Raw genomic sequence first — 19,537 nt, 5'->3', positions numbered from 1 at the left:
GCGCGTGGCGACCCTCGCCCGCGTGCTGCTCGCCGCCGCTTTCGCCGTCGCGGCCCTGGCGAGCGCCCAGGACGCCGCGACCGCGCCGAGCGTCCAGATCGGCTCGCGCGCGTTCGACATCTCGCGCAACCTGCGCTGCCCGGTCTGCACTTCCGAGAGCGTCGCGGACTCCAGCGCCGAGATCGCCCAGCAGATGCGCGGCCTCATCCAGGAGAAGATCGACGAGGGGTTGAGCGACGCCCAGATCTACGCGTTCTTCCAGGAGCGCTACGGCGACTGGATCCTCCTCGACCCGCCCAAGCGCGGCGTCCACCTCCTCGTCTGGCTGCTACCCGTCCTGATCGGGGCGACGGCCGTCGTCGTCGTCGTAGGCATGACCAGGCGGTGGCTGGCGGCCTCGGCCAAGACGGAGCCGGCGAGCGAGGCCGACCTGGAACGGGTCAGGGCGGCCCTCGCCGGCGCCGCGGCCGGCCCCGCCCGGACCGACACGGGCGACGAGAGCGGCGAGGACGGCTGAGGCATGCTTACCACCATCGTCATAGGGCTCCTCGTGCTGATCGCGTTCTTCTACGTCGCCATCCCGCTCCTGGCTCCCGACCAGGTGGACCGGCTCCCCGACGACCGCGACCCGCAGCTCGTCGACCTGAACGAGGAGAAGGCCGCTCTCCTGCGCGCCATCCAGGAGCTCGACGCGCGCGTCGACCTGCCGGCGGAGCGCCGCAGGCAGCTGCACGAGCGTTACGAGGCGAAGGCCGCCAAGGTCCTCGCCGCCATCGACGAGCGCGAGGCCGCGCTCGCGGGCAGGGCACCGAAGCGCGAGCGGGCCGAGGCGAAGCGCGTCCCCGTCGGCGCCGTCGTAGTGCTCGGCGCCTTCTTGCTGCTCGCCGCCGCCGTCCCGACCTACGTCCTCCCCCGCGTGAGCAGCACCGACACCATCACGACGACCGACGTGGACGTGGCCCAGCAGCTGCAGGCGGCTCAGCGCGCCGCGCAGGCAGACCCGTCCGCCGAGAACCTGCTGGCGCTCGGCGACATCTACCTGGGCCTGCAACGCCTCGACGAGGCCGAGACGACCTACCGGCGCATCGTCGACGAGCTGAGCCCTGTACCGGGCGCCGCCTACAAGCGCCTCGCCATCCTCGCCCTGCAGCGCGACCTGACGCAGGCCCAGGGCTGGCTCGAGCTCGCCCGCGGCGCCGAACCGGACGACGCCGAGACGCTCTACCTGCTCGGCGAGGTCGCGTTCGCCCGCGGCGACCTCGAGCGCGCGGAGGACGCCTTCACGGCGTTCGCCGCCACCCCGGACGGCGCGGCCGAGCCGACGGCCCAGCGGCGCATCGAGCTCATCGAGCGCGTGCGCCCGCTCCAGGCGGCCGTGCTCGCCGACCCTTCCGAGGAGAACCTCCTCGCCCTCGGCGACGCCTACTGGGAGGCGAGCGAGCCGCAGAAGGCCGTCGAGAGCTACTTCCAGGTCCTCACCGATCACGACCCGACCCAGCCGCGGGCCCTCGCTCGCACGGGCCAGCTCCTCTACGTCGCCGGCCGGCCGAGCGACGCCGTCGGCGCCATCGAGCGCGCGGCCGTGGCGGCAGGCGGCGTGGCCGCGCTCGAGCCCGACGCCGTCATGACGCTCGCCGACGCCTACGCCCAGACGGGCGCCTGGGAGGAGGCGGCCCGGACGTACGACCTCTACGCCGAGCTGGTCGGCCCCGAGCTGGGCGCGCCGGCCAAGGCCCTCGCCGAATCGGCCCGCACGCAGGCGAGCGGCGCCGCGGTTGGCGGAGCGGACGCCACGAGCGCCGCCGTCGTCGGCAGGCAGGTCTTCTCCACCAACTGCGTCGAGTGCCACGGCCAAGGGGGCGAGGGCGGCATGGGCGCCCGGCTGGCAGGCAACCCGCGCGCCGCCAACGAGGCCAACGTGCGAGACGCCGTGCGCTTCGGCCGCGGCATGATGCCCGCGTTCCAGGCGGCGCTGACGCCGGAGGAGGTCGACGCCGTGGTGGCGTACGTGACCCAGGTCCTCTCCCAGAGCGAGCTCTAGCGACCGTGCCGCAGCCGCTCTCCAGGCGCGAGCTGATCAAGTGGCTGTGGCGCGTGCCCGTGCTCGCTGCGCTCCTCGGCGGCGGCTACGGCGTCTACGAGGCCATCAACGTCCACTTCCTGAAGCGCGACCCGGTCTCCGAGCCGGAGTTCGACCGGCTTCCCGACGTCGCGGTCGGCACCGTGGCTGCGTTCGCGAACGTGTGGGACGAGGTCCCCTTCGAGCTGCCCTCCGGCGGGCCGAACGGCGGGCCCGCGCCGGCGTTGGCAGTGCGCCTGCCCGGCCCGGTCGCCGGCGGCCTGACCGTCGACAGCGGCGTGGGAGCGCCCAGCGCCCACCTGGCGGCCTTCAGTCGCATCTGCACGCACCAGCACTGCATCGTGGTCCTCAACCGCGACGTCGACGCCATCGACTTCGGTTTCAACTACGCGACGGACGGTCCGAAACTCACCTGCCCATGCCACCTGAGCGTGTTCGATCCCATGCGCGGCGGTCGCGCGGTGAGCGGCCCCGCCGTCCTGCCGCTGCCGCGGGTACGGCTCGAGCTGCACGGCGCCGCCGTGGTGGCTACGGGCATCGAGCGGGCTTGAGCCTTATCATCTTCGTTGCGGACGCGCCCGGGACAGATCACCGCCCCGCGCCCCTTCCCGACTGGAGGTCGAGCATGAACCCACTACTGCGCTTGAGGCAGTTCGGACAGACGGTCTACCTTGACGAGTTCCGCCGCTCGTGGCTCACGAACGGCACGCTCCAAGCGATGATCGACGCTGACGGGCTCGCGGGGGTCACCTCCAACCCCGCCATCTTCCAGAAGGCCATCGTCGAGAGCCACGACTACGACGACGCCATCGCCGAGCTCGCGCGCGCAGGCAAGACGCCGTACGCGACCTACGAGGAGCTGACCGTCGCGGACATCCGCGCCGCCGCCGACCTCTTCCGCCCCATGTACGACGCCTCGAACGGGGTCGACGGCTTCGTCTCCCTCGAGGTCTCTCCGCACCTCGCCAACGACGAGGAAGGCACCGTCGCCGAGGCCCTGCACTTGTGGCGGCGGCTGGACCGGCCCAACGTGTTCATCAAGGTGCCCGCCACCGACGCGGGGGTGCCGGCGATCAGGCGCCTCATCGCGGAGGGCGTCAACGTCAACGTCACGCTCCTCTTCTCCCTCGAGCGCTACCGCCAGGTGGCGGAGGCCTACCTCGCGGGCTTGGAGGAGCGCCTGGCTGCCGGCCTGGGCGTTAACGTCGAGTCGGTCGCGAGCTTCTTCCTGAGCCGCATCGACGTGATGATCGATCCGCGGCTCGACGAGCTCGCCAGGCAGCCCGTGCCGCAGGCCCACGCCGCGCGGCAGCTGCGCGGCACGGCCGCGGTGGCGAGCGCGAAGGGCGCCTACGTCATCTACGAGGGGCTCTTCGGCGCGGCGAACGAGCGCTTCGCCCGCCTGCGCGCGGCCGGCGCGCGGCCGCAGCGGCTGCTGTGGGCCTCGACCAGCACGAAGGACCCCAACTACCCGGACCTCAAGTACGTCGAGCCCCTCGTGGGGCCGGACACCATCAACACGCTGCCGCTCGCCACGCTCGAGGCCTACCGCGACCATGGCGACCCGGCCTCGCGCATCGGGGACGGCGGCGCGGACGCCCGGGCCATGTTGCAGGCCCTCTCGGGCGTCGGCATCGACCTGGACGCCGTGACAGCCAAGCTCGAGGAGGAGGGCGTCGTCAAGTTCGTCAAGGCGTTCGACGACATCATGACGGCGCTGGCAGGGGCGCTCGCCGGGCGCTGAGCGAAGGGGCGCAGGGCGCGCGTAAGTAGACCTCGCGCCGCGAGCCGGCCACGACGACACCTGTGGGGCGCCTGGTGGCGCCCCTTACGCTAGGCTCGAGCCTTCTGGCGCGCCGTGGAGCGGAGCAGGAACACGTAGCCGACGGCGCCGACGAGCGCCATGCCGAACCATTGCAGCGCGTAGCCCAGGTGCGGCCCCTCGCCCATCTCGATGGGCGGGAGCGGCTCGGGGAGCCGCTGCGGGTTCGCGGGCGCCTGCTGCCGCAGCACTACGTAGGCGTCGACGAGCGGGTAGGGCATCTGCGGCGCCAGCCGCGCGACGTCCACGTAGAAGCTCTGCACCAGGGCGCCCTCGGGCGGATCGTGGGCGGCGATGGCGGCCAGCGGCCCCGTCGGGGGCGTCTGCGGCGCCCTGAGCTCACCCGTCACGCTCACGCTGCCTACGGGCGGCAGGGCGTCGGTGACGGGCACCGAGTCGCGGTCGTAAGGCACCCAGCCACGCTCGACGAGCACGGCGCTCCCGCTACGCTCGCCGTCGGAGTCGTCGAGCACGAGCGGCGTGAGCAGGTTGAAACCCGGTCGCCCGTCGAGCGAGCGCCCGCGCAGGAGCACCTCGTGCTCCGGATCGAACGTGCCGACCGCCGTGACCGCCGTGTACTCCGGCACCTCGGCACCGGGCACCAGCACGTCGGCGAGGGGCCGGGGTGGAAGGTGGATGCGCGACTCGATGACGGCGTTCCTGGCTTTGCGCTGGTCGAGGCGCCGGAGCTGCCAGAAGCCGAAGTTGACGAACAGGCCGATCATCACGAGCGCGAGCACATGGCCGGCCAGCCAGCGGCCGCGCAGGAGTACCGGCTTGGAGCTCATCCGTCGCCCCTCCGGGCGACCACGGTCGCGGCCACGGCTAGAAGATGGCGCGGTCGAGCGCCATCACGACGAAGAGCAGCGCCAGGTAGCTCATGGAGTACAGGTAGAGGGGCAGCGCCGTGACCCGGTCGACCGTGCCGCCCGCCCGCACGACCATGAAGACGCGCGCCATGCGCATGACCAGGACGAGGTTGAGGACGAGCGCGGCGAGGAAGTAGGCGAGGCTGAACTGGTGCAAGAAGAACGGCAGCACGGTCAGCACGATGGTCAGGAAAGTGTAGAAGACCATCTGCATGACCGTGGCCCTGTCGCCGATCACGGCCGGCGCCATGGGCACGCCGACGTTGGCGTAGTCCTTCTTGACCATGAGCGCCAGCGCCCAGAAGTGCACGGGCGTCCAGGCGAACACGACCGCGAAGAGGATCCAGGCGAGGAGGCTCAAGTCGTTCGTGACGGCCGCCCAGCCGACGAGCGGCGGGATGGCGCCGGCGGCGCCGCCGATGACGATGTTCTGCCATGTGCTGCGCTTCAGCCACATCGTGTAGATGAGGACGTAGAAGGCGATGCCCGCCCAGGAGAGCAGCGCGGCGAGCACGTTGCTCGTCAGGGCGATGACCGCGAAGGACAGGAGGGTCAGCGCGACGGCGAAGATCAGCGCGTTGCGGGGCGTGACGGAGCCCTTGACCATCGGTCGCTTGGCCGTGCGCTTCATGTTCACGTCGATGTCGGCGTCGTAGACCATGTTGTAGACGCCGGCGGCGCCGGCGGACATGAAGCCGCCGATGAGCATGCCGAGGAGCGCCAGCCAGTTCGGCATGCCGCCCGCCGCGATGAACATGGCGCCGACGGCCGTGAGCAGCAGGAGCGAGATGACCTTCGGCTTGGTGAGGATCCAGTAGTCGCGGATCGTCGCCTTCGGGTGTTCCTGAGCGTTCGTCATGTGATCACCATCGTCCGTAGTCATCCTTCGATGCTCCCCATCGCGGCGCCCCGCGGCACTGCCGTAGGCACCGGTCGCCCGCCGAGGATCTGGATGCTCGTGGCGGCCAGGAGGGCATAGGCCGCCACGGCCACGCTCAGGTGAAGCAGTTGCACCGCCAGCGGCGCGAGGAAGGCGAGGTTGGCCACGCCGATCACGAGTTGGACCAGGTAGACGATCAGCAGCGCCTGCGCCGTGCGCCGAGCCGCCGGCACGGGCTTGAGCCACCAGGCCAGCCCCAGCGACACGAACAGGTACGTGCCGGCACCGATGGCGATGAGGGGGTGCAGCACCCGTAGGCGGATGAGCAGGTGGGAACCGGGGTCGAAGTCGGCGCGCAGGCCGGCCGCCAACGACTCGGAGGGGAAGATGGTGTTGCCCATGGCGGCGATGCCCCCGGTGAACATGACGAGGAGCATGACGCCGAGCCCGACGGTCAACGCGACCGTCAGGTTCGCTTGTGCGCCGAGGCGCAAGGGGTAGGCGGGGGCGTCGCGCCGCGCGTAGACGACCGTCCCGGCGAGCGCGCCGATGAGGAGCAGCGAGTTGACGAGGTGGGAGGCCACCCATACGCCGCGCGCCACGCTGGCGTTCTCGCCCGTCATCCCGAGGAGGACGGTAGCGGCGCCGATGAGGGCCTCGAGCACGAGGAAGCCGAAGGCGAGCGACGCGTAGGCCGCCAGACCTGGCCGCTCCTTGCGGGCGCGAAGCGCCTTCACGAGCAGCCACGCCCCGAGCACGAGGACGGCGGCCGAGAGCAGGCGGTGGCTGAACTCGATGAGGGTGGAGAGCGACGGGTCGACGGGCACGACGGTGCCGTTGCACGTGGGCCAGTGGCTCCCACAGCCGGCCCCCGAGCCGGTGCCGCGGACGACGGCGCCCTGCAGGATGACGATGGCGTTGCCTACGAGCGCCGACCAGGCCAGCAGCGCTGTGGATGGACCCTTCACGTGGGGCTTACCTGCTTCCTTCCCGCTCGCGCCGGACGGGCGCGGGGCGAGGTCGACGTCGACTCGAGACCGGACGCTGCTAGAGCAGGCCGCGACGGCAACTTGCTCATGCTACCAAAGGGTGCCGAGCGGCGTACCTGCCACCGCGAACACAACCTGGACGCCGGACGACCGGGATGCGCTCACGCGGCCCCTCGAAGCCGGACTTGCCGCGCTACACGGCACACGGCGCTCTCACACTGTCTAGCGATGATGTCCGAGATGAGGAACGGCGGGGGCCAAGAGCTGCTCCGCCGGTTTCTACCGTCTCTCGGGGCGATGTTAGACTCGCCGCACCGAATTGAGGTCTTTCGGAGGACACGTTGATCAGGACCTGGTTCACGAGCACCATCTCGCTCAAACACGCGTTGGCCGCGCTGCTCGTCGCGGTCGTCGGCTTCGCGTCGGCGCAGGGGACCGATCAGGAGACCCTCGACGCCTCGACCCTGATAGAGAACGGCGCCTTCTACCTGGATAGGGGCGACTGCGCGCTGGCCCAGTTCTTCTACCAGGAAGCCCTGCGCGGCGAGCCGAACAACGCCGTAGCCCTCGTCGGCAAGGGGCGCTCCCTCGCCTGCCAGGGCGCCTACCCTGCCGCCATCGAGACCTTCCAGGCGGCCCAGGCCGCCGACTCCAACCTCGTAGACGCCAACATCTACCTGGCCATCACCTACCAGAACCAGTACCAGGCCGACCCGAACACGTACTCCGGCCGCCTGGCCGACGCGCTCGACACCATCCAGCGCGCCGAGCGCACCAAGCCGGACGACTGGCGCGTCCAGAACACCAAGGGCGTCATCCAGTACCTCCTCGGCGACCTGGCCGGGTCCCGCACCACCCTCGAGCGCGCCGCCACCCTCGTGAGCGCCGACACGAGCACGACGGCCCGCTCCGCCAACGAGAAGAGCACCGTCCAGGTGAACCTCGGGCGCGTCTACCGCGACCTCGACGAACTGGAACTGGCTCTGCAGGCGTTCCGCCGCGCGGTCGTCCTCGACCCGTCGAGCTGGACGGCGCACAACAACCTCGGCAACATCGCCTACCGGCTCGGCGACTGCGGCACCGCCGAGTACGAGCTGTCGCAGGCCGCCAGCCTCAATCCCGACTCCGTTTCCGCCGTCTCCCAGCTCGGCATCGCCCTCTTCGAGTGCGACGACGTGGCTGGCAGCGTGCCCTGGCTCGAGAAGGCCGTCACGCTCGACGGCGCCGTCTTCCTGCCGCCGGTCTACACCTACCTGGCGCGCGCCTACCTGACGGTCGGGCGCGTCGACGAGGCCGTCAAGTACGCCCAGCAGGGCGCCGTCCTCCCGCCCCCGAGCGCCGACGCCTTCTTCTGGCTCGGCAAGACTTATCAGCGGCGGAACAACGCCACTGACGCCGAGAGCGCCAAGCGGGCCTTCGAGCGCGCCCTCGAGCTCGACCCCGACTACGCCGACGCGCGCGAGGCCCTCGGGCGCTGACGCGAGGCCGGTAGACCAGCACGAGACGGGTAACGCCGGCGCTGGACTGCGCCGGCGTCCTCCTATATAATCCATAGGTTTGGTCCGCGGCAGCGGGATGTCCGCGTGACCAACTGTCTTGGGCGCGACCGGACCAGCCGTCATAGGCACCACCGCCCGGCGCACCGACATCCACCTCAACATCCCGCCATGGAGGAACAACGTGTCGTACCTCGGAATGAAGCAACTCCTTGAAGCCGGCGTGCACTTCGGCCACGAGACCAAGCGCTGCAACCCGAAGATGAAGCGTTACATCTTCGCCGAACGCAACGGCATCTTCATCATCGACCTCCAGAAGACGCTCGTCGAGAGCGAGAAGTCGTTCGACTTCCTGCGCGACCTCGCGGGGCGCAACGGCACCATCCTGTTCGTCGGCGCCAAGAAGCAGGCCCAGGAGATCCTGGCCGCCGAGGCCCGGCGCTGTGGCATGCCGTACATCAACGAGCGCTGGCTCGGCGGCCTCCTCACCAACTTCAAGACGATCCGCACCCGCGTCGAGCGTTTGCGCGAGCTCGAGGGCATGTTCGAGGACGAGTCGGTCCTGCGCTTCACGAAGAAGGAACAGATCGACCTAGGCAAGGAGCTCCACCGCCTGCAGCGTTACCTCGGCGGCATCCGCGACCTGAACCGCCTGCCGGACGCGCTGTTCATCATCGACCCGGCCAAGGAGGCCATCGCGGTCAAGGAGGCCAACAAGCTCGGCATCCCGGTCGTGGCGCTGGCCGACACGGACTCCGACCCCGACGTCCTCGACTTCATCATCCCCGGCAACGACGACGCCATCCGCTCCATCCAGCTCGTCACGGCCCGCCTCGCGGACGTGATCATCGAGATGCGCGGCGGCGAGGATGCAGGGGTGACGACAGCCTCCCCGGACCACGAGACGCTCCGCATGCCGATGTCGGCCTCCGAGCGCGCCATCCAGGAAGCCGCGGCCGCGGCGGAGGGCGATTCGCCAGAAGCGCCGCTGGACGACGACTCGGACGCCGAGTAAGCGCGTTACCCGCCGCCGGCCCTGAGCGTCGCAGGGGCCGGAGACGACCCGCCTAGACGGCGAAGCGTGATGGAGTGGGCGGACGGCCGCGAGAGGCCGGGCGCTCTAGCGAGGCCCGTCCGGGCGGTGAGCCCACCCGGACGTGGGCGCCGCCCTAGCGGGCGGCAACGAAGGGAAGATGCGAGATGGCAGTATCGACGGAAATGATCAAGCAGCTCAGGGCCATGACCGGCGCCGGCATGCTGGACGTGAAGAAGGCTCTGGAGGACGCCGGCTCCGACCTGAACAAGGCGGCCGAGCTCCTGCGTGAGCGCGGCATCGCCAAGGCCGACAAGAAGGCCGACCGCGCCGCCAAGGAAGGCCTCGTCGGCCACTACCTCCACCACAACGGCAAGATCGCCGTCATCGTCGAGGTCAACTGCGAGACGGACTTCGTGGCCCGCAACGAGCGCTTCCAGGAGCTCGCGCGTAACCTCGCCATGCACATCGCCATGGCGAGCCCCGCCTACACGCGCCGTGAGGACGTCCCAGAAGAAGTGCTCGCGGCCGAGAAGCACGCCCTCCAGCGCCAGGTGGCCGAGGAAGGCAAGCCGGCCAACGTGGCGGAGAAGATCGTCGATGGGCGCCTGAACAAGTACCTAAGCGAGATCGTCCTCCTCGATCAGGCGTACATCAAGGACGACAAGAAGACCATCGACACCGTGGTCAAGGAAGCCGCCGCCACCCTGGGCGAGAACATCCAGGTCGGTCGGTTCGCTCGCATCGCGGTCGGCGAGTAATCAGGCCGTGCGACGAGTACTGCTGAAGCTCTCCGGCGAGTTCCTCGCGGGTCCGGGCGGCTTCGGGGTGTCGCCGGAGGCGACAGCAGCTTTGGCAGGAGAGATCGCCGCGGCCCTTGGCCGCGGCGTTCAACTAGCCGTCGTCGTCGGAGGCGGGAACTTCTGGCGCGGCGCCCAACACGGTAAGCACATGGACCCGGCCACTGCCGACTACGTCGGCATGCTCGGCACGGTGATGAACGCCATCGCCCTGCAAGACGCGCTGGAGCACGCGGGCGTCGACACCCGCGTCCAGACCGCGATCACGATGCAGGAAGTGGCGGAGCCGTACATCCGCCGCCGCGCGCTGCGGCACCTCGAGAAGGGCCGCGTCGTCATCTTCGGGGGCGGCACAGGCAACCCGTTCTTCACCACCGACACCACGGCCGCCCTGCGCGCGCTCGAGATCGACGCCGACATGATCCTCATGGCCAAGAACAAGGTCGACGGCGTGTACGACGCCGACCCGAACAAGGACCCGCAGGCGAGGCGCTACCGCTCGCTCTCCTACCTCGACGTCCTGAACGGCGGGCTGGCGGTCATGGACGCCACGGCCGTGTCGCTCTGCATGCAGCGCGACATGCCGGTGACCGTCTTCGACATCTTCAGCGAGGGCAACCTCGGTCGCCTCCTCGCGGGCGAGCGTGTCGGTACGCTCATCGCCCCCGACATCGCCACCGAGTACGCCGCCGACGGGGAGTGAGCAGCGCGCGAAGGCCGGCCTTTCGGTAGACCGGGGTAAACTACTCTTCCAAGGCGCCTGCAGGCCCCGGAGGTAGCGGAAATGTTTGACGGCCTCAACGACGCGCGTGAGCGCATGCAGAAGAGTCTCGACGCGTACGAGACCAACCTAGCCACGGTGCGCACCGGGCGCGCGAACCCGGCCGTGCTCGGTCGGGTGGTGGTGGAGTACTACGGCACCACAGTGCCGCTCAACCAGGTGGCGAACGTCTCCACGCCCGACGCCAGGACGCTGCTGATCACACCGTTCGACAAGAGCGTCGTGAAGGGCATCGAGAAGGCCATCCTCGAGGCCGACCTCGGCTTCAACCCCAGCAACCAGGGCGACAGCATCTTCATCTCCGTCCCGCCCCTCAACGACGAGCGCCGCCGCGACCTCGTGAAGACCGTCCACCACCTGGGCGAGGAGGCCAAGGTCGGGGTCCGCAACATCCGCCGAGACTGCCTGTCCGACCTGCGCGCCATGCAGAAGGAAGGCGACCTCGGCGAGGACGACCTGCGTCGCCAAGAGGGCGAGGTGCAGAAGCTCACCGACGAGTTCATCGCCAAGATCGACGCTCGTGCCAGGTCCAAGGAGACGGACATCCTAGCGGTGTGAGCGCGTCCGCTTCGGACACCACGAGGCGAGCGCGGGGGCGCGGCCATCTGCCGCGCATCCTCTCGGCCCTCTTGGCGTTCGGAGTGACGCTCGTCGTCTTGTGGGTAGGCCTGCCGCTGCTGGCGCCGGCCTACCTCTTCTTGTGCTTCGTCGCCATCCAGGAGTACACGGCCCTCGTCGGCCTGCGCGGGATCCCCATCAGGAAGCGCAGCCTGTGGGTCGCCACGGTGCTCACCCTCCCGGCCTCGCTGCCGATCACGTACCCCGGCATGCAGCAGCTGGTGGCGGGCGTGAGCTGGCGCGAGGCCCTCATCGGACTGGTGGCCCTCTACCTCGTGGCGCTCGAGCTGGCCAACCCCAACGAGAACTCCCTGCAGGCCGTCGTCTTCTCGCTGTTCGGCTACCTCTACATCCCCTGGTTCTTCGGCTTCGTGATAACCCTGCGCTACACGCCGGACCCGGTGCTCGGCCTCTGGTACATAATGCTGCCTGCTCTGGCCGTCGTCGCCACCGACGTGGGGGCGTTCACCTTCGGCTCGCTCCTCGGCAGGCGCAAGCTCGCGCCGTCGGTCTCCCCCAACAAGACGGTTGAGGGCTCGATCGGCGGCCTCGTGCTCGCCGTGGCGGTGGTCGGCGGCGTGCTCTTCCTCCTCGAGGACCACACGGGGCTGCACGTCAACGTCTACGACGGCCTGCTCTTCAGCCTGCTCGTGAGCAGCTCGGCGCAGCTTGGCGACCTCTTCGAGTCGCTCCTCAAGCGCTGGGCGGGCGTGAAGGACGCCGGGGTCTTCCTCCCCGGCCACGGCGGCGTGCTGGACCGGATCGACAGCATGATCGTCGCGCTGCCCATGACCTACTTCTTCGTCACCTTCGTGATACTGCGCTGACCGATACCGCCCCGACCGACCGCGACGGGGAGGCGACGGCCGGCTCGCGGTAAAGTTAGCGCCTTGCGCCTCACGCGCCGCTCGCGGCCGCAAGGCGCGACGAGTGGCCGGCGGCGCATGGCCCAGAACGAGGAGCTCGAGTAGACGTGGAAGCGAACAAGTCAAGCGCGCCCGCCGTGGCGGCGGGGCGCTCCGTGGCCCCGAACTTCGTGACGGACATCATCGACCGCGACATCGCGAGCGGCGCCGTGCAACGCGTGGTCACCCGTTTCCCGCCCGAGCCGAACGGCTACCTCCACATCGGGCACGCCAAGGCCATCTGCCTCGACTTCGGGGTGGCCAGCGACTACGGCGGCATCACGTACCTGCGCTTCGACGACACGAACCCCGTCACCGAGGACCCCGAGTACGTCGAGGCCATCCAGCGCGACGTGCGCTGGCTCGGCTTCGAATGGCACGACGTGCGCCACGCGAGCGACTACTTCGCCCAGCTGCACGAGTACGCGCTCAGGCTCATCGAGGCGGGCGACGCCTACGTGGACAGCTTGACCGAGGACCAGATCCGCGAGTACCGGGGCAGCGTGACCGAGCCGGGCCGACCCAGTCCGTTCAGGGACCGCAGCATCTCCGAGAACGTGGAGCTCTTCGCGCGCATGCGCGCCGGCGAGTTCGGCCCCGGCGAGCACGTGCTGCGCGCCAAGATCGACATGGCCGCCGCCAACATGAAGATGCGCGACCCCATCCTCTACCGCATCGTCGACGCCACCCACTACCGCACGGGCAACGAATGGGCCGTCTACCCCATGTACGACTTCGCCCACCCCCTCTCCGACGCCATCGAGGGCGTGACCCATAGCCTCTGCACGCTGGAGTTCGAGAACAACCGTGACATCTACGACTGGCTGGTCGAGCGCCTCGTCGACGGACAGCAGCCACACCAGTACGAGTTCGCGCGCCTGGTCCTCGACTACACGGTGGTGAGCAAGCGCAAGCTCATCAGGCTCGTGCGCGAGGGGGTCGTGAACGGCTGGGACGACCCGCGCATGCCCACGATCTCTGCCCTGCGCCGCAAGGGCGTCCGGCCGGAGGCCATCCGGGAGTTCACCAACCGCATCGGCGTCGCGAAGGCGAACAGCCGCACCGACCTGGCCCTCCTCGACTCGAGCGTCCGCGACGACCTCAACGCGGTGGCGCCACGCGTCATGGCCGTGCTCGAGCCGCTGAAGCTCGTGCTGACCAACCTGCCCGAGGGCACGCGGACGGAGCTGGACGCCCCCTACTGGCCGCCCGACGTGCCCGGCACCGGCAGCCGCAAGCTCCAGCTGACGCGCGAGGTGTACATCGAGCGCTCCGACTTCGCCGAGGAGCCGTCCAAGGGCTTCAAGCGACTCGCTCCGGGGCGCGCCGTGCGCCTGCGCCACGGCTACGTCGTGCGGTTGGACGAGGTCGTCAAGGACGCCGCCGGGGAGGTCGTGGAGCTGCGCGCGCACGCGTTCACGGACAGCCTCGGGACCAACCCGCCGGACGTGAAGGTCTGGGCGGCGCTCCACTGGGTGTCCGCCTCCGATGGCGTGCCGATGACGGCGCGCCTGTTCGAGCGGCTCTTCACGGTCCCCGACCCGGACGGCGCCGAAGGCGACTTCCTCGACCACGTGAACCCCGACGCCCTGCGCGAGGTGCGCGGTTACGTGGAGCCGAGCGTGCTCTGCGACGCGCCCGACACCCGCTATCAGTTCGAACGCGTCGGTTACTTCTGGCGCGACCCCGTCGACGACCGGGGCCGGGACGGCCTGGTATTCAACCGCATCGTGCCGCTGAAGGACGCGCGCTCGAAGCAGGCCGCGGACAGGGCCGCGGACGCCGTTGCAGACAGAGTCGCAGGTAGAGCCCCGCACAAGGCGCCCGGCAGGGCCACGGGCGGCGCCTCCGAGCGTGAGGCCGGTAGGCCCACCACGCGGGCGGAGGCGACGACGCCGGCCCCCGAGGCAACCCGTGCGCGCCCCGCCAAGACGGCCTTCGACCCGGCCGCCCTCTCCCCCGCCCAGCGCGAGCGTTACGTGACGCTCGCGGCCGAGCACGGCCTGGGCGAGCACGACGCCGCCGTGCTCGCCCAGAACGATGCGCTGTACGACTTCTTCGCGCGCGCTACGGCCGCTGGTGCGGCGCCGAGGAGCGCTGCCACGTGGGTCGTGCAGGACGTCGCGCGGCTCCTCAAGGACGGCGGCGCGGCCGCGCAGGGGGCGCAGCGGCTCACGCCCGAGGGCCTGGCCGAGCTCACGGGGCTCGTCGACGCCGGCACCGTCACCGTGCGCGTCGCCAAGGAGCTCTTCGCGGAGCTGGTCGAGACGGGCGCCTCGCCCGCCGCCCTCGTCGCGGCGCGTGGCCTGGAACGAGTCACCGACGACGGGGCCGTGCTCGCGGTGATCGAGGGCGTGCTGACCGAGCATCCAGCCGAGCTGGCCGCCTACCGCGGCGGCAAGGCGGGGCTGGCTGGCTTCTTCATCGGTCAGGTGATGCGCGCCACGGCCGGGAAGGCCGATCCGGAGGTCGTGAAGCGCCTGGTCGCCGAGGCGTTGGCCGGCGACAGGGAGTAGGCCCGTCAGCCGGTCGCGGGGGTGCCGGCGACGATGACCTCGAGCAGGCGCAGGTCGGCGCCCATGATCACCAGGTCGGCGCGCGCGCCCACCGCGATGGCTCCGCGGTCGGTCAGTCCCAGGTAGGCGGCCGGCACGGCCGAGAGGGCGCGGCTGGCGACCGCCACGCTCATGCCGCTCCCTACCGCGTTGCGTAGCGCCTGGTCGAGCGTCAGGACGCTGCCGGCGAGGGTGCCGTCCTCCAGCCGCGCCGCGCCGGCACGCACGATGACCCGTTGCCCGCCCAGCTCGCTGACGCCCTCCGGCAGGCCGCAGGCCCGGATAGCGTCGGTGATCAGGTGCAGCCGGTCCGGTTTGGCGGCGTGCGCGGCCATGAAGGTCGTGGCGTGCACGTGGTGGAGGTCGAGGATGAGCTCGGCGAACGCCTCCGGGTCGGCCAGGGCGGCCCCGACGGCGCCCGGCTCGCGGCTGCCGAGCTGGGTCATGGCGTTGAAGAGGTGGGTGAAGCCGACGGTGCCGCCCGCCGCGCGCACGGCCTCGGCCACGGCACCCACCTGCGCGGCCGTGGCGTTGGTGTGCCCGAACGACACGCGCGCGCCGCGCGCTGCGAAGGTCCTGGCTGCCGAGCGCGCGTGCTCCAGCTCGGGCGCCATGGTCACGACGCGGACGACCCCGGTGCCGACGGCCTCCTCGACCAGCTCCGGCGTCGGCTCGACCGCGTGCGGCGGCTGCGCGCCGAGCCGGTGTGGGTTGATGAAGGGGCCCTCGAGGTGGGCGCCGACCACCGAGGCGGCGCCCGCGCCGCCCGCGGCCGCCTGCTCGGCCATCACCTCGGCGACACCACGCAGGGCCGCGACGACGTCGGTCCACGGGTTCGTGATGGTCGTGGGGAGCAGGGTCGTCACCCCGTGGCGGGCGTGGAAAGCTGCGAGCGCCGCCACTCCGGCCGCGCCGTCCATCGTGTCGGCGCCGCCGCCGCCGTGGACGTGCGTGTCGATGAACCCCGGGAGGATCAGGGGGGCCGTCGCGGAGCCGACCGCAGTGGACGCCTCACGGTCGATCGCGAGCGCCGTGATGCGCTCCCCGAACGTGACGGAGGCCTCGAAGGCGCCCTCCGGCAGCACCACCGTCCCTCTGATCGTCCTCACGCCGTGCCTCCGTCCATCGCCCGCGGTGACCGCTTGGCTCGGATCGACCACGGGCGAAACGCGCCATGCCCGTCCAGGACATCCGTCCTAGGTCGCTTGTCCCTGGTGGGGAGCCTACCAGACCGGCATACTGACACGTGAAAGGGGTTGAGGAGCATGGCACGTAGCACCACCTACTACCCTGAACCGCAGATCAGTAAGTTCGTCTTCGCATCCAAGTACATGGCGCCCTTCTGGACGGTCGTCCGCGTCTACCTGGGCTGGCTCTGGCTGCAGGCCGGCTGGCACAAGATCACGGACCCCAAGTGGGTCGGCGCCGAAGCCGGCACGTCCATCCGCGGCTTCCTGAACCGCGCCGTCAGCCTCTCGCAGGGCGACAACCCGAGCGTGTCCAGTTGGTACGCCTGGCTGATCGAGAAGGTCTTCCTGCCCATGTCGACCTTCATGTCCTACGCGGTCTCCTTCGGCGAGGTGCTCGTCGGGATCGCCCTCATCGTCGGCTTCCTCACCGGCGCCGCCGCCTTCTTCGGTGGCCTCATGAACGCCGCCTTCCTCCTCGCCGGCACGCTCTCGACCAACCCGATCATGTTCCTGCTCGCGACCTGGCTCGTCCTCGCCTGGCGCATAGCGGGCTACTACGGGCTCGACTACTGGGTCCTCCCCTACCTCGGTGCCCCGCGAGGCGAGTTCGACAAGAACAAGCCGCAGAACGCCTCACCGCGAACGGTCAAGGCCTGACGCTCGCGCGGTGGCGCCGGCGCGGCGAAGCGCCGCCCATGAACGAAGGCGGGCCCCCGATGTCGGGGGCCCGCGGCCTTTCTAGCTAGCCTGCACTACCGGCAGGTACCTGAGTGAACGGTCGCGACTCCTCAGTAACGATCGCGCCGGCCGCCGCGGTCACGGCCACCACCGCGGCTGTCGCGGTCGCCACGGCCACGGCCGCCGTTGCGGTCGCCGCCACGGTCGCCGAACGAGCGATCCCCGCTGGGCCGATCGCCGAACGAGCGGTCGCCGCTGGGACGGTCGCCGAAGCCGCCGGCCGGGCGCGCGCCGAACGAGCGGTTGTCGCGGCCCCCGCGATCCTCGCTGCCAGGGCGGGGCGCCGCGGCGCTGGTCACCACGACGTTCTGCGCCTGCGGACCCTTCTGGCCCTGCTCGACATCGAAAGAGACGACGTCACCCTCGTTGAGCGTCCGGAACCCGTCGCCCCGGATGGCCGAGAAGTGGACGAACACGTCCGCGCCGCCGTCGTCTTGTGCGATGAAGCCGTAGCCTTTCTCGCCGCTGAACCACTTGACCTTGCCTGTAGCCATTTCCATCCCTACTGGCCCCTCTAGAGAGTGGGCCGTCAGTGACTACCGGGCACGAGCAGGCGTGCACCAGCCCTACACCCGGACCCGCCGGTGGTCCTTGCTGGCACCATGGTCGGACGAGTGAAGTGTAGGGCTTACGGGCGTGCCTCGCAAGATGGCCCGCGACCAAAGCGTGTAACACTTGGGCCGATATCCCGGATACGAGGTGCAACATGCCAGACGACCCGACCAGCCGCATGACCGACCCTTCCACCAAGGACCCCCAGGACCTGCGGCGGCGCTTCGAGCAGCTCGAGCGCGTGCTCGGCGGCCTGGAGCCGGCCGAGGACGAGGCGCAGGGCGCGGCGCCGAGGGTCGCAGGGGGAGAGGGCGCGCCCGGGGTGCTCTCCGTCGTGGCGTTCCCGCTCGACGGCGGGCCGGGCGCGGGGAACGCCATCAGCTACCGGGCCGACGAACCGTTCCCATCGGCCAGCACCATCAAGGTCTACGTTCTGCAGGCCCTGTTGGAACGTGTGGCGGCCGGAGACGCCGACCTGGACGACGAGTTGCCGGTGAGCGCCAACGACCAGGTGTCCGGCTCGGGCATACTGAAGGCTCTCACGCCCGGGCGACGCTACACGCTCAGGGACATCGCGACCCTGATGATCGTGGTCAGCGACAACACGGCAACCAACGTCCTCATCGAGTACGTCGGCTTGGAGAACCTCAACGCCTCCATCCGGGCCCACGGCTGGCACGGCACCCGCAGCGCGGGCAAGCTGCAGCTGGCGCCCGTCGACGGCGGCCCGCGGCGCTCGCCGTCCACCACCACGGCCGCCGACCTAGCGGACTACTTCGCGCGGCTCTGGCGCGGCGAGCTCCTCCCCGCCCCCCTCACGGAGGAGGCGAAGGCCATCTACCGCAAGCAGCAGTTCTGCGAGATGGGCCGGAGCATCGGTTACGACTCGTACGACGCCTCCATCGGCGAGGCGCCGTGGCTCATCGCCTCCAAGAGCGGCTCCATCCGGGGCACGCGCAACGACGCCGGCGTGTTCGAGCCCGTGACGGCGGCCGCGCACGGCGCCAAACCGTTCGTGATCGCCATCATGACCAAGGGGTGCGTCGACGAGCGCTTCCACTCGGACAACCTCGGCGCGCGCGTCGTGGGGTGGGCGGCGGCGGAAGTCGTTAGACGCCTCGCATGACAGCCGAGCCAACCACGCCCCGGGACGATGCGGGTGGTCGAACGCCTCGCACGCCGGTTCACGCCGCCATGACCCGCTCCAACGCGATGCGCACGAGCATCTCGTCCCCCAGCGGCAACACCCACCACCGGCGGGCCATGGCCCTGTAAGAGCCCGAGGAGTCGGACACCTCGAGCAAGTTGCCGAGCCCGCAATGCTCGACGAGCTCCTTGAACTCGCCGACCGCGACGGCGGCTTCCCAGACCAAGCCCACCCGCTCGTCGGCGACGAGCACGCCGCGCCTACCTGCAACCGTGGCCTCACCGCGTATGGCGTCCATTCGACCAGCATGTGGCGGCACAGAGGTCCGCGCGTCGCATTACAGGGCTCCTGCCTACCTTGCCTAGGCAGGAGCCTAGGCTTGGGTATCGTGCGCCCATGAGCGCCATCGGCTCCCTCAACGAGACGCCGCTGCACGCGGAGCTGAAGCGCCGCGTCGCGCCGCCGGGGAGCGCCTTCGAGGTCGAGGTTGGCGGCTACGTCGTCGACGCCGTGGCAGACGGCCTCCTCATCGAGGTCCAGACGCGCCACCTCGGCAACATGCGCACGAAGCTGGCCGCCCTGCTACCCGAGAACCGGGTGCGACTCGTGCTGCCCGTCCCGCGCACCCGGTGGCTCGAGAAGGCGCATCCGGACGGGCGCATCGAGCGCCGCCGCTCCCCGAAGGCCGGGCGTGTCGAGCAGCTCTTCGCCGAGCTCGTCTACGCGCCCACGTTCCTGGCGCATCCGAACCTCGAGCTCGAGGTCGCGCTCGTCGAGGACGTGGAGGAGCGCACCTTCGTGGCCGGCAAGGCCTGGCGCAGGCACGGGTGGGTGGTGAGCGGCAGGCGGCTGGTCGCGGTCCTGGAGCGGCGGACGTTCAGCCGGCCGGAGGACCTGCTCGCTCTGCTGCCCGCCGACCTGCCGTCGGCCTTCACTACTGCGGACCACGCGGCGGCGGCGGGGCTGCCCCTCCGCCTGGCCCAACAGGCCGCGTACTGCCTGCACGAGCTCGAGCTGGTCGAGCGCGTAGGCAAGCGCGGGAACGCCCACCTGTACCGGCTCACCTGACGCCTCCCCGGGAG

General features: G+C 70.4%; 19 protein-coding genes and 1 pseudogene. 14 read left to right on the top strand and 6 right to left on the bottom strand.

Going from position 1 to position 19,537, the window contains the following annotated elements; genetic code table 11:
• Nucleotides 1-4 precede the first annotated feature (4 nt).
• The 4 genes from M9914_05805 to tal all read left to right on the top strand — a co-directional run bounded on the left by M9914_05805 (nt 5) and on the right by tal (nt 3,824).
• Complete coding sequence (locus M9914_05805) at nt 5-517, top strand: cytochrome c-type biogenesis protein CcmH (GenBank protein ID MCO5173691.1); 513 nt, start codon at nt 5-7, stop codon at nt 515-517.
• A 3-nt stretch (nt 518-520) separates the two neighbouring features.
• Nucleotides 521-2,041 (top strand): tetratricopeptide repeat protein, encoded by a 1,521-nt coding sequence (locus M9914_05800; GenBank protein MCO5173690.1) that lies wholly within the window; start codon nt 521-523, stop codon nt 2,039-2,041.
• A 5-nt stretch (nt 2,042-2,046) separates the two neighbouring features.
• Nucleotides 2,047-2,631, top strand: a complete 585-nt coding sequence (locus tag M9914_05795) for a Rieske 2Fe-2S domain-containing protein (protein ID MCO5173689.1) — start codon at nt 2,047-2,049, stop codon at nt 2,629-2,631.
• A gap of 74 nt (nt 2,632-2,705) precedes the next feature.
• Complete coding sequence (gene tal / locus M9914_05790) at nt 2,706-3,824, top strand: transaldolase (protein ID MCO5173688.1); 1,119 nt, start codon at nt 2,706-2,708, stop codon at nt 3,822-3,824.
• A gap of 89 nt (nt 3,825-3,913) precedes the next feature.
• Here tal and M9914_05785 read toward each other — a convergent pair whose 3' ends face one another.
• Genes M9914_05785 through M9914_05775 form a run of 3 tightly spaced genes read right to left on the bottom strand, consistent with a single transcriptional unit; the run spans nt 3,914 to nt 6,619 of the window.
• The gene (locus tag M9914_05785; GenBank protein MCO5173687.1) at nt 3,914-4,690 is read right to left on the bottom strand and encodes an SURF1 family protein; all 777 of its coding nucleotides are present in this window, start codon (nt 4,688-4,690) and stop codon (nt 3,914-3,916) included.
• 37 nt (nt 4,691-4,727) lie between these two features.
• Nucleotides 4,728-5,630, bottom strand: a complete 903-nt coding sequence (locus M9914_05780; protein ID MCO5173686.1) for a heme o synthase — start codon at nt 5,628-5,630, stop codon at nt 4,728-4,730.
• Between the two features lie 20 nt (nt 5,631-5,650).
• Entirely contained in the window at nt 5,651-6,619 is a 969-nt protein-coding gene (locus M9914_05775; protein MCO5173685.1) for a COX15/CtaA family protein, read from the bottom strand.
• A gap of 362 nt (nt 6,620-6,981) precedes the next feature.
• Between M9914_05775 and M9914_05770 the strand changes: the two genes are divergently transcribed.
• The 7 genes from M9914_05770 to M9914_05740 all read left to right on the top strand — a co-directional run bounded on the left by M9914_05770 (nt 6,982) and on the right by M9914_05740 (nt 14,789).
• The gene (locus M9914_05770) at nt 6,982-8,118 is read left to right on the top strand and encodes a tetratricopeptide repeat protein (GenBank protein ID MCO5173684.1); all 1,137 of its coding nucleotides are present in this window, start codon (nt 6,982-6,984) and stop codon (nt 8,116-8,118) included.
• Nucleotides 8,119-8,320: 202 nt separating this feature from the next.
• The gene (gene rpsB / locus M9914_05765; protein MCO5173683.1) at nt 8,321-9,151 is read left to right on the top strand and encodes a 30S ribosomal protein S2; all 831 of its coding nucleotides are present in this window, start codon (nt 8,321-8,323) and stop codon (nt 9,149-9,151) included.
• A 203-nt stretch (nt 9,152-9,354) separates the two neighbouring features.
• The gene (gene tsf / locus M9914_05760; protein ID MCO5173682.1) at nt 9,355-9,930 is read left to right on the top strand and encodes a translation elongation factor Ts; all 576 of its coding nucleotides are present in this window, start codon (nt 9,355-9,357) and stop codon (nt 9,928-9,930) included.
• 7 nt (nt 9,931-9,937) lie between these two features.
• Entirely contained in the window at nt 9,938-10,672 is a 735-nt protein-coding gene (gene pyrH / locus M9914_05755) for a UMP kinase (protein ID MCO5173681.1), read from the top strand.
• Between the two features lie 81 nt (nt 10,673-10,753).
• Entirely contained in the window at nt 10,754-11,308 is a 555-nt protein-coding gene (gene frr / locus M9914_05750) for a ribosome recycling factor (protein ID MCO5173680.1), read from the top strand.
• Complete coding sequence (locus M9914_05745; GenBank protein MCO5173679.1) at nt 11,305-12,195, top strand: phosphatidate cytidylyltransferase; 891 nt, start codon at nt 11,305-11,307, stop codon at nt 12,193-12,195. Before frr ends, M9914_05745 begins: the two co-directional genes overlap by 4 nt.
• A gap of 146 nt (nt 12,196-12,341) precedes the next feature.
• The gene (locus M9914_05740) at nt 12,342-14,789 is read left to right on the top strand and encodes a glutamine--tRNA ligase/YqeY domain fusion protein (protein ID MCO5173678.1); all 2,448 of its coding nucleotides are present in this window, start codon (nt 12,342-12,344) and stop codon (nt 14,787-14,789) included.
• Between the two features lie 5 nt (nt 14,790-14,794).
• Here the strand turns inward: M9914_05740 and nagA are convergent, their stop codons facing one another.
• Complete coding sequence (nagA, locus tag M9914_05735; protein MCO5173677.1) at nt 14,795-15,937, bottom strand: N-acetylglucosamine-6-phosphate deacetylase; 1,143 nt, start codon at nt 15,935-15,937, stop codon at nt 14,795-14,797.
• A gap of 156 nt (nt 15,938-16,093) precedes the next feature.
• On the opposite strand from nagA, the gene M9914_05730 reads away from it, so the two are divergent.
• On the top strand, nt 16,094-16,675 hold the full coding sequence (locus M9914_05730; GenBank protein MCO5173676.1) for a DoxX family protein: 582 nt from the start codon (nt 16,094-16,096) through the stop codon (nt 16,673-16,675).
• A 380-nt stretch (nt 16,676-17,055) separates the two neighbouring features.
• On the opposite strand, the pseudogene M9914_05725 reads toward M9914_05730, so the two are convergent.
• Nucleotides 17,056-17,250: pseudogene (locus M9914_05725) on the bottom strand (cold-shock protein).
• 212 nt (nt 17,251-17,462) lie between these two features.
• Between M9914_05725 and M9914_05720 the strand changes: the two are divergent.
• Complete coding sequence (locus M9914_05720; protein ID MCO5173675.1) at nt 17,463-18,434, top strand: class A beta-lactamase-related serine hydrolase; 972 nt, start codon at nt 17,463-17,465, stop codon at nt 18,432-18,434.
• Between the two features lie 58 nt (nt 18,435-18,492).
• On the opposite strand, the gene M9914_05715 is transcribed toward M9914_05720, so the two are convergent.
• Nucleotides 18,493-18,753 (bottom strand): hypothetical protein, encoded by a 261-nt coding sequence (locus M9914_05715; protein ID MCO5173674.1) that lies wholly within the window; start codon nt 18,751-18,753, stop codon nt 18,493-18,495.
• A gap of 98 nt (nt 18,754-18,851) precedes the next feature.
• Between M9914_05715 and M9914_05710 the strand changes: the two genes are divergently transcribed.
• On the top strand, nt 18,852-19,523 hold the full coding sequence (locus tag M9914_05710; GenBank protein MCO5173673.1) for a hypothetical protein: 672 nt from the start codon (nt 18,852-18,854) through the stop codon (nt 19,521-19,523).
• The last annotated feature ends 14 nt before the right edge of the window (nt 19,524-19,537 follow it).

The organism is Trueperaceae bacterium (assembly GCA_023954415.1).
GTDB lineage: Bacteria > Deinococcota > Deinococci > Deinococcales > Trueperaceae > JAAYYF01.
Note: the sequence above shows the minus strand (reverse complement) of the source record. Positions and strands in the feature narration are given on the sequence as shown.

Excerpts from the sequence above, each read along its gene's own strand:
- M9914_05800 (MCO5173690.1), top strand. The coding sequence starts at position 521 with ATGCTTACCACCATCGTCATAGGGCTCCTCGTGCTGATCGCGTTCTTC.
- tal (MCO5173688.1), top strand. The coding sequence starts at position 2,706 with ATGAACCCACTACTGCGCTTGAGGCAGTTCGGACAGACGGTCTACCTT.
- M9914_05785 (MCO5173687.1), bottom strand. The coding sequence starts at position 4,690 with ATGAGCTCCAAGCCGGTACTCCTGCGCGGCCGCTGGCTGGCCGGCCAT.
- M9914_05780 (MCO5173686.1), bottom strand. The coding sequence starts at position 5,630 with ATGACGAACGCTCAGGAACACCCGAAGGCGACGATCCGCGACTACTGG.
- tsf (MCO5173682.1), top strand. The coding sequence starts at position 9,355 with ATGATCAAGCAGCTCAGGGCCATGACCGGCGCCGGCATGCTGGACGTG.
- frr (MCO5173680.1), top strand. The coding sequence starts at position 10,754 with ATGTTTGACGGCCTCAACGACGCGCGTGAGCGCATGCAGAAGAGTCTC.
- M9914_05730 (MCO5173676.1), top strand. The coding sequence starts at position 16,094 with ATGGCACGTAGCACCACCTACTACCCTGAACCGCAGATCAGTAAGTTC.
- M9914_05720 (MCO5173675.1), top strand. The coding sequence starts at position 17,463 with ATGCCAGACGACCCGACCAGCCGCATGACCGACCCTTCCACCAAGGAC.
- M9914_05715 (MCO5173674.1), bottom strand. The coding sequence starts at position 18,753 with ATGGACGCCATACGCGGTGAGGCCACGGTTGCAGGTAGGCGCGGCGTG.
- M9914_05710 (MCO5173673.1), top strand. The coding sequence starts at position 18,852 with ATGAGCGCCATCGGCTCCCTCAACGAGACGCCGCTGCACGCGGAGCTG.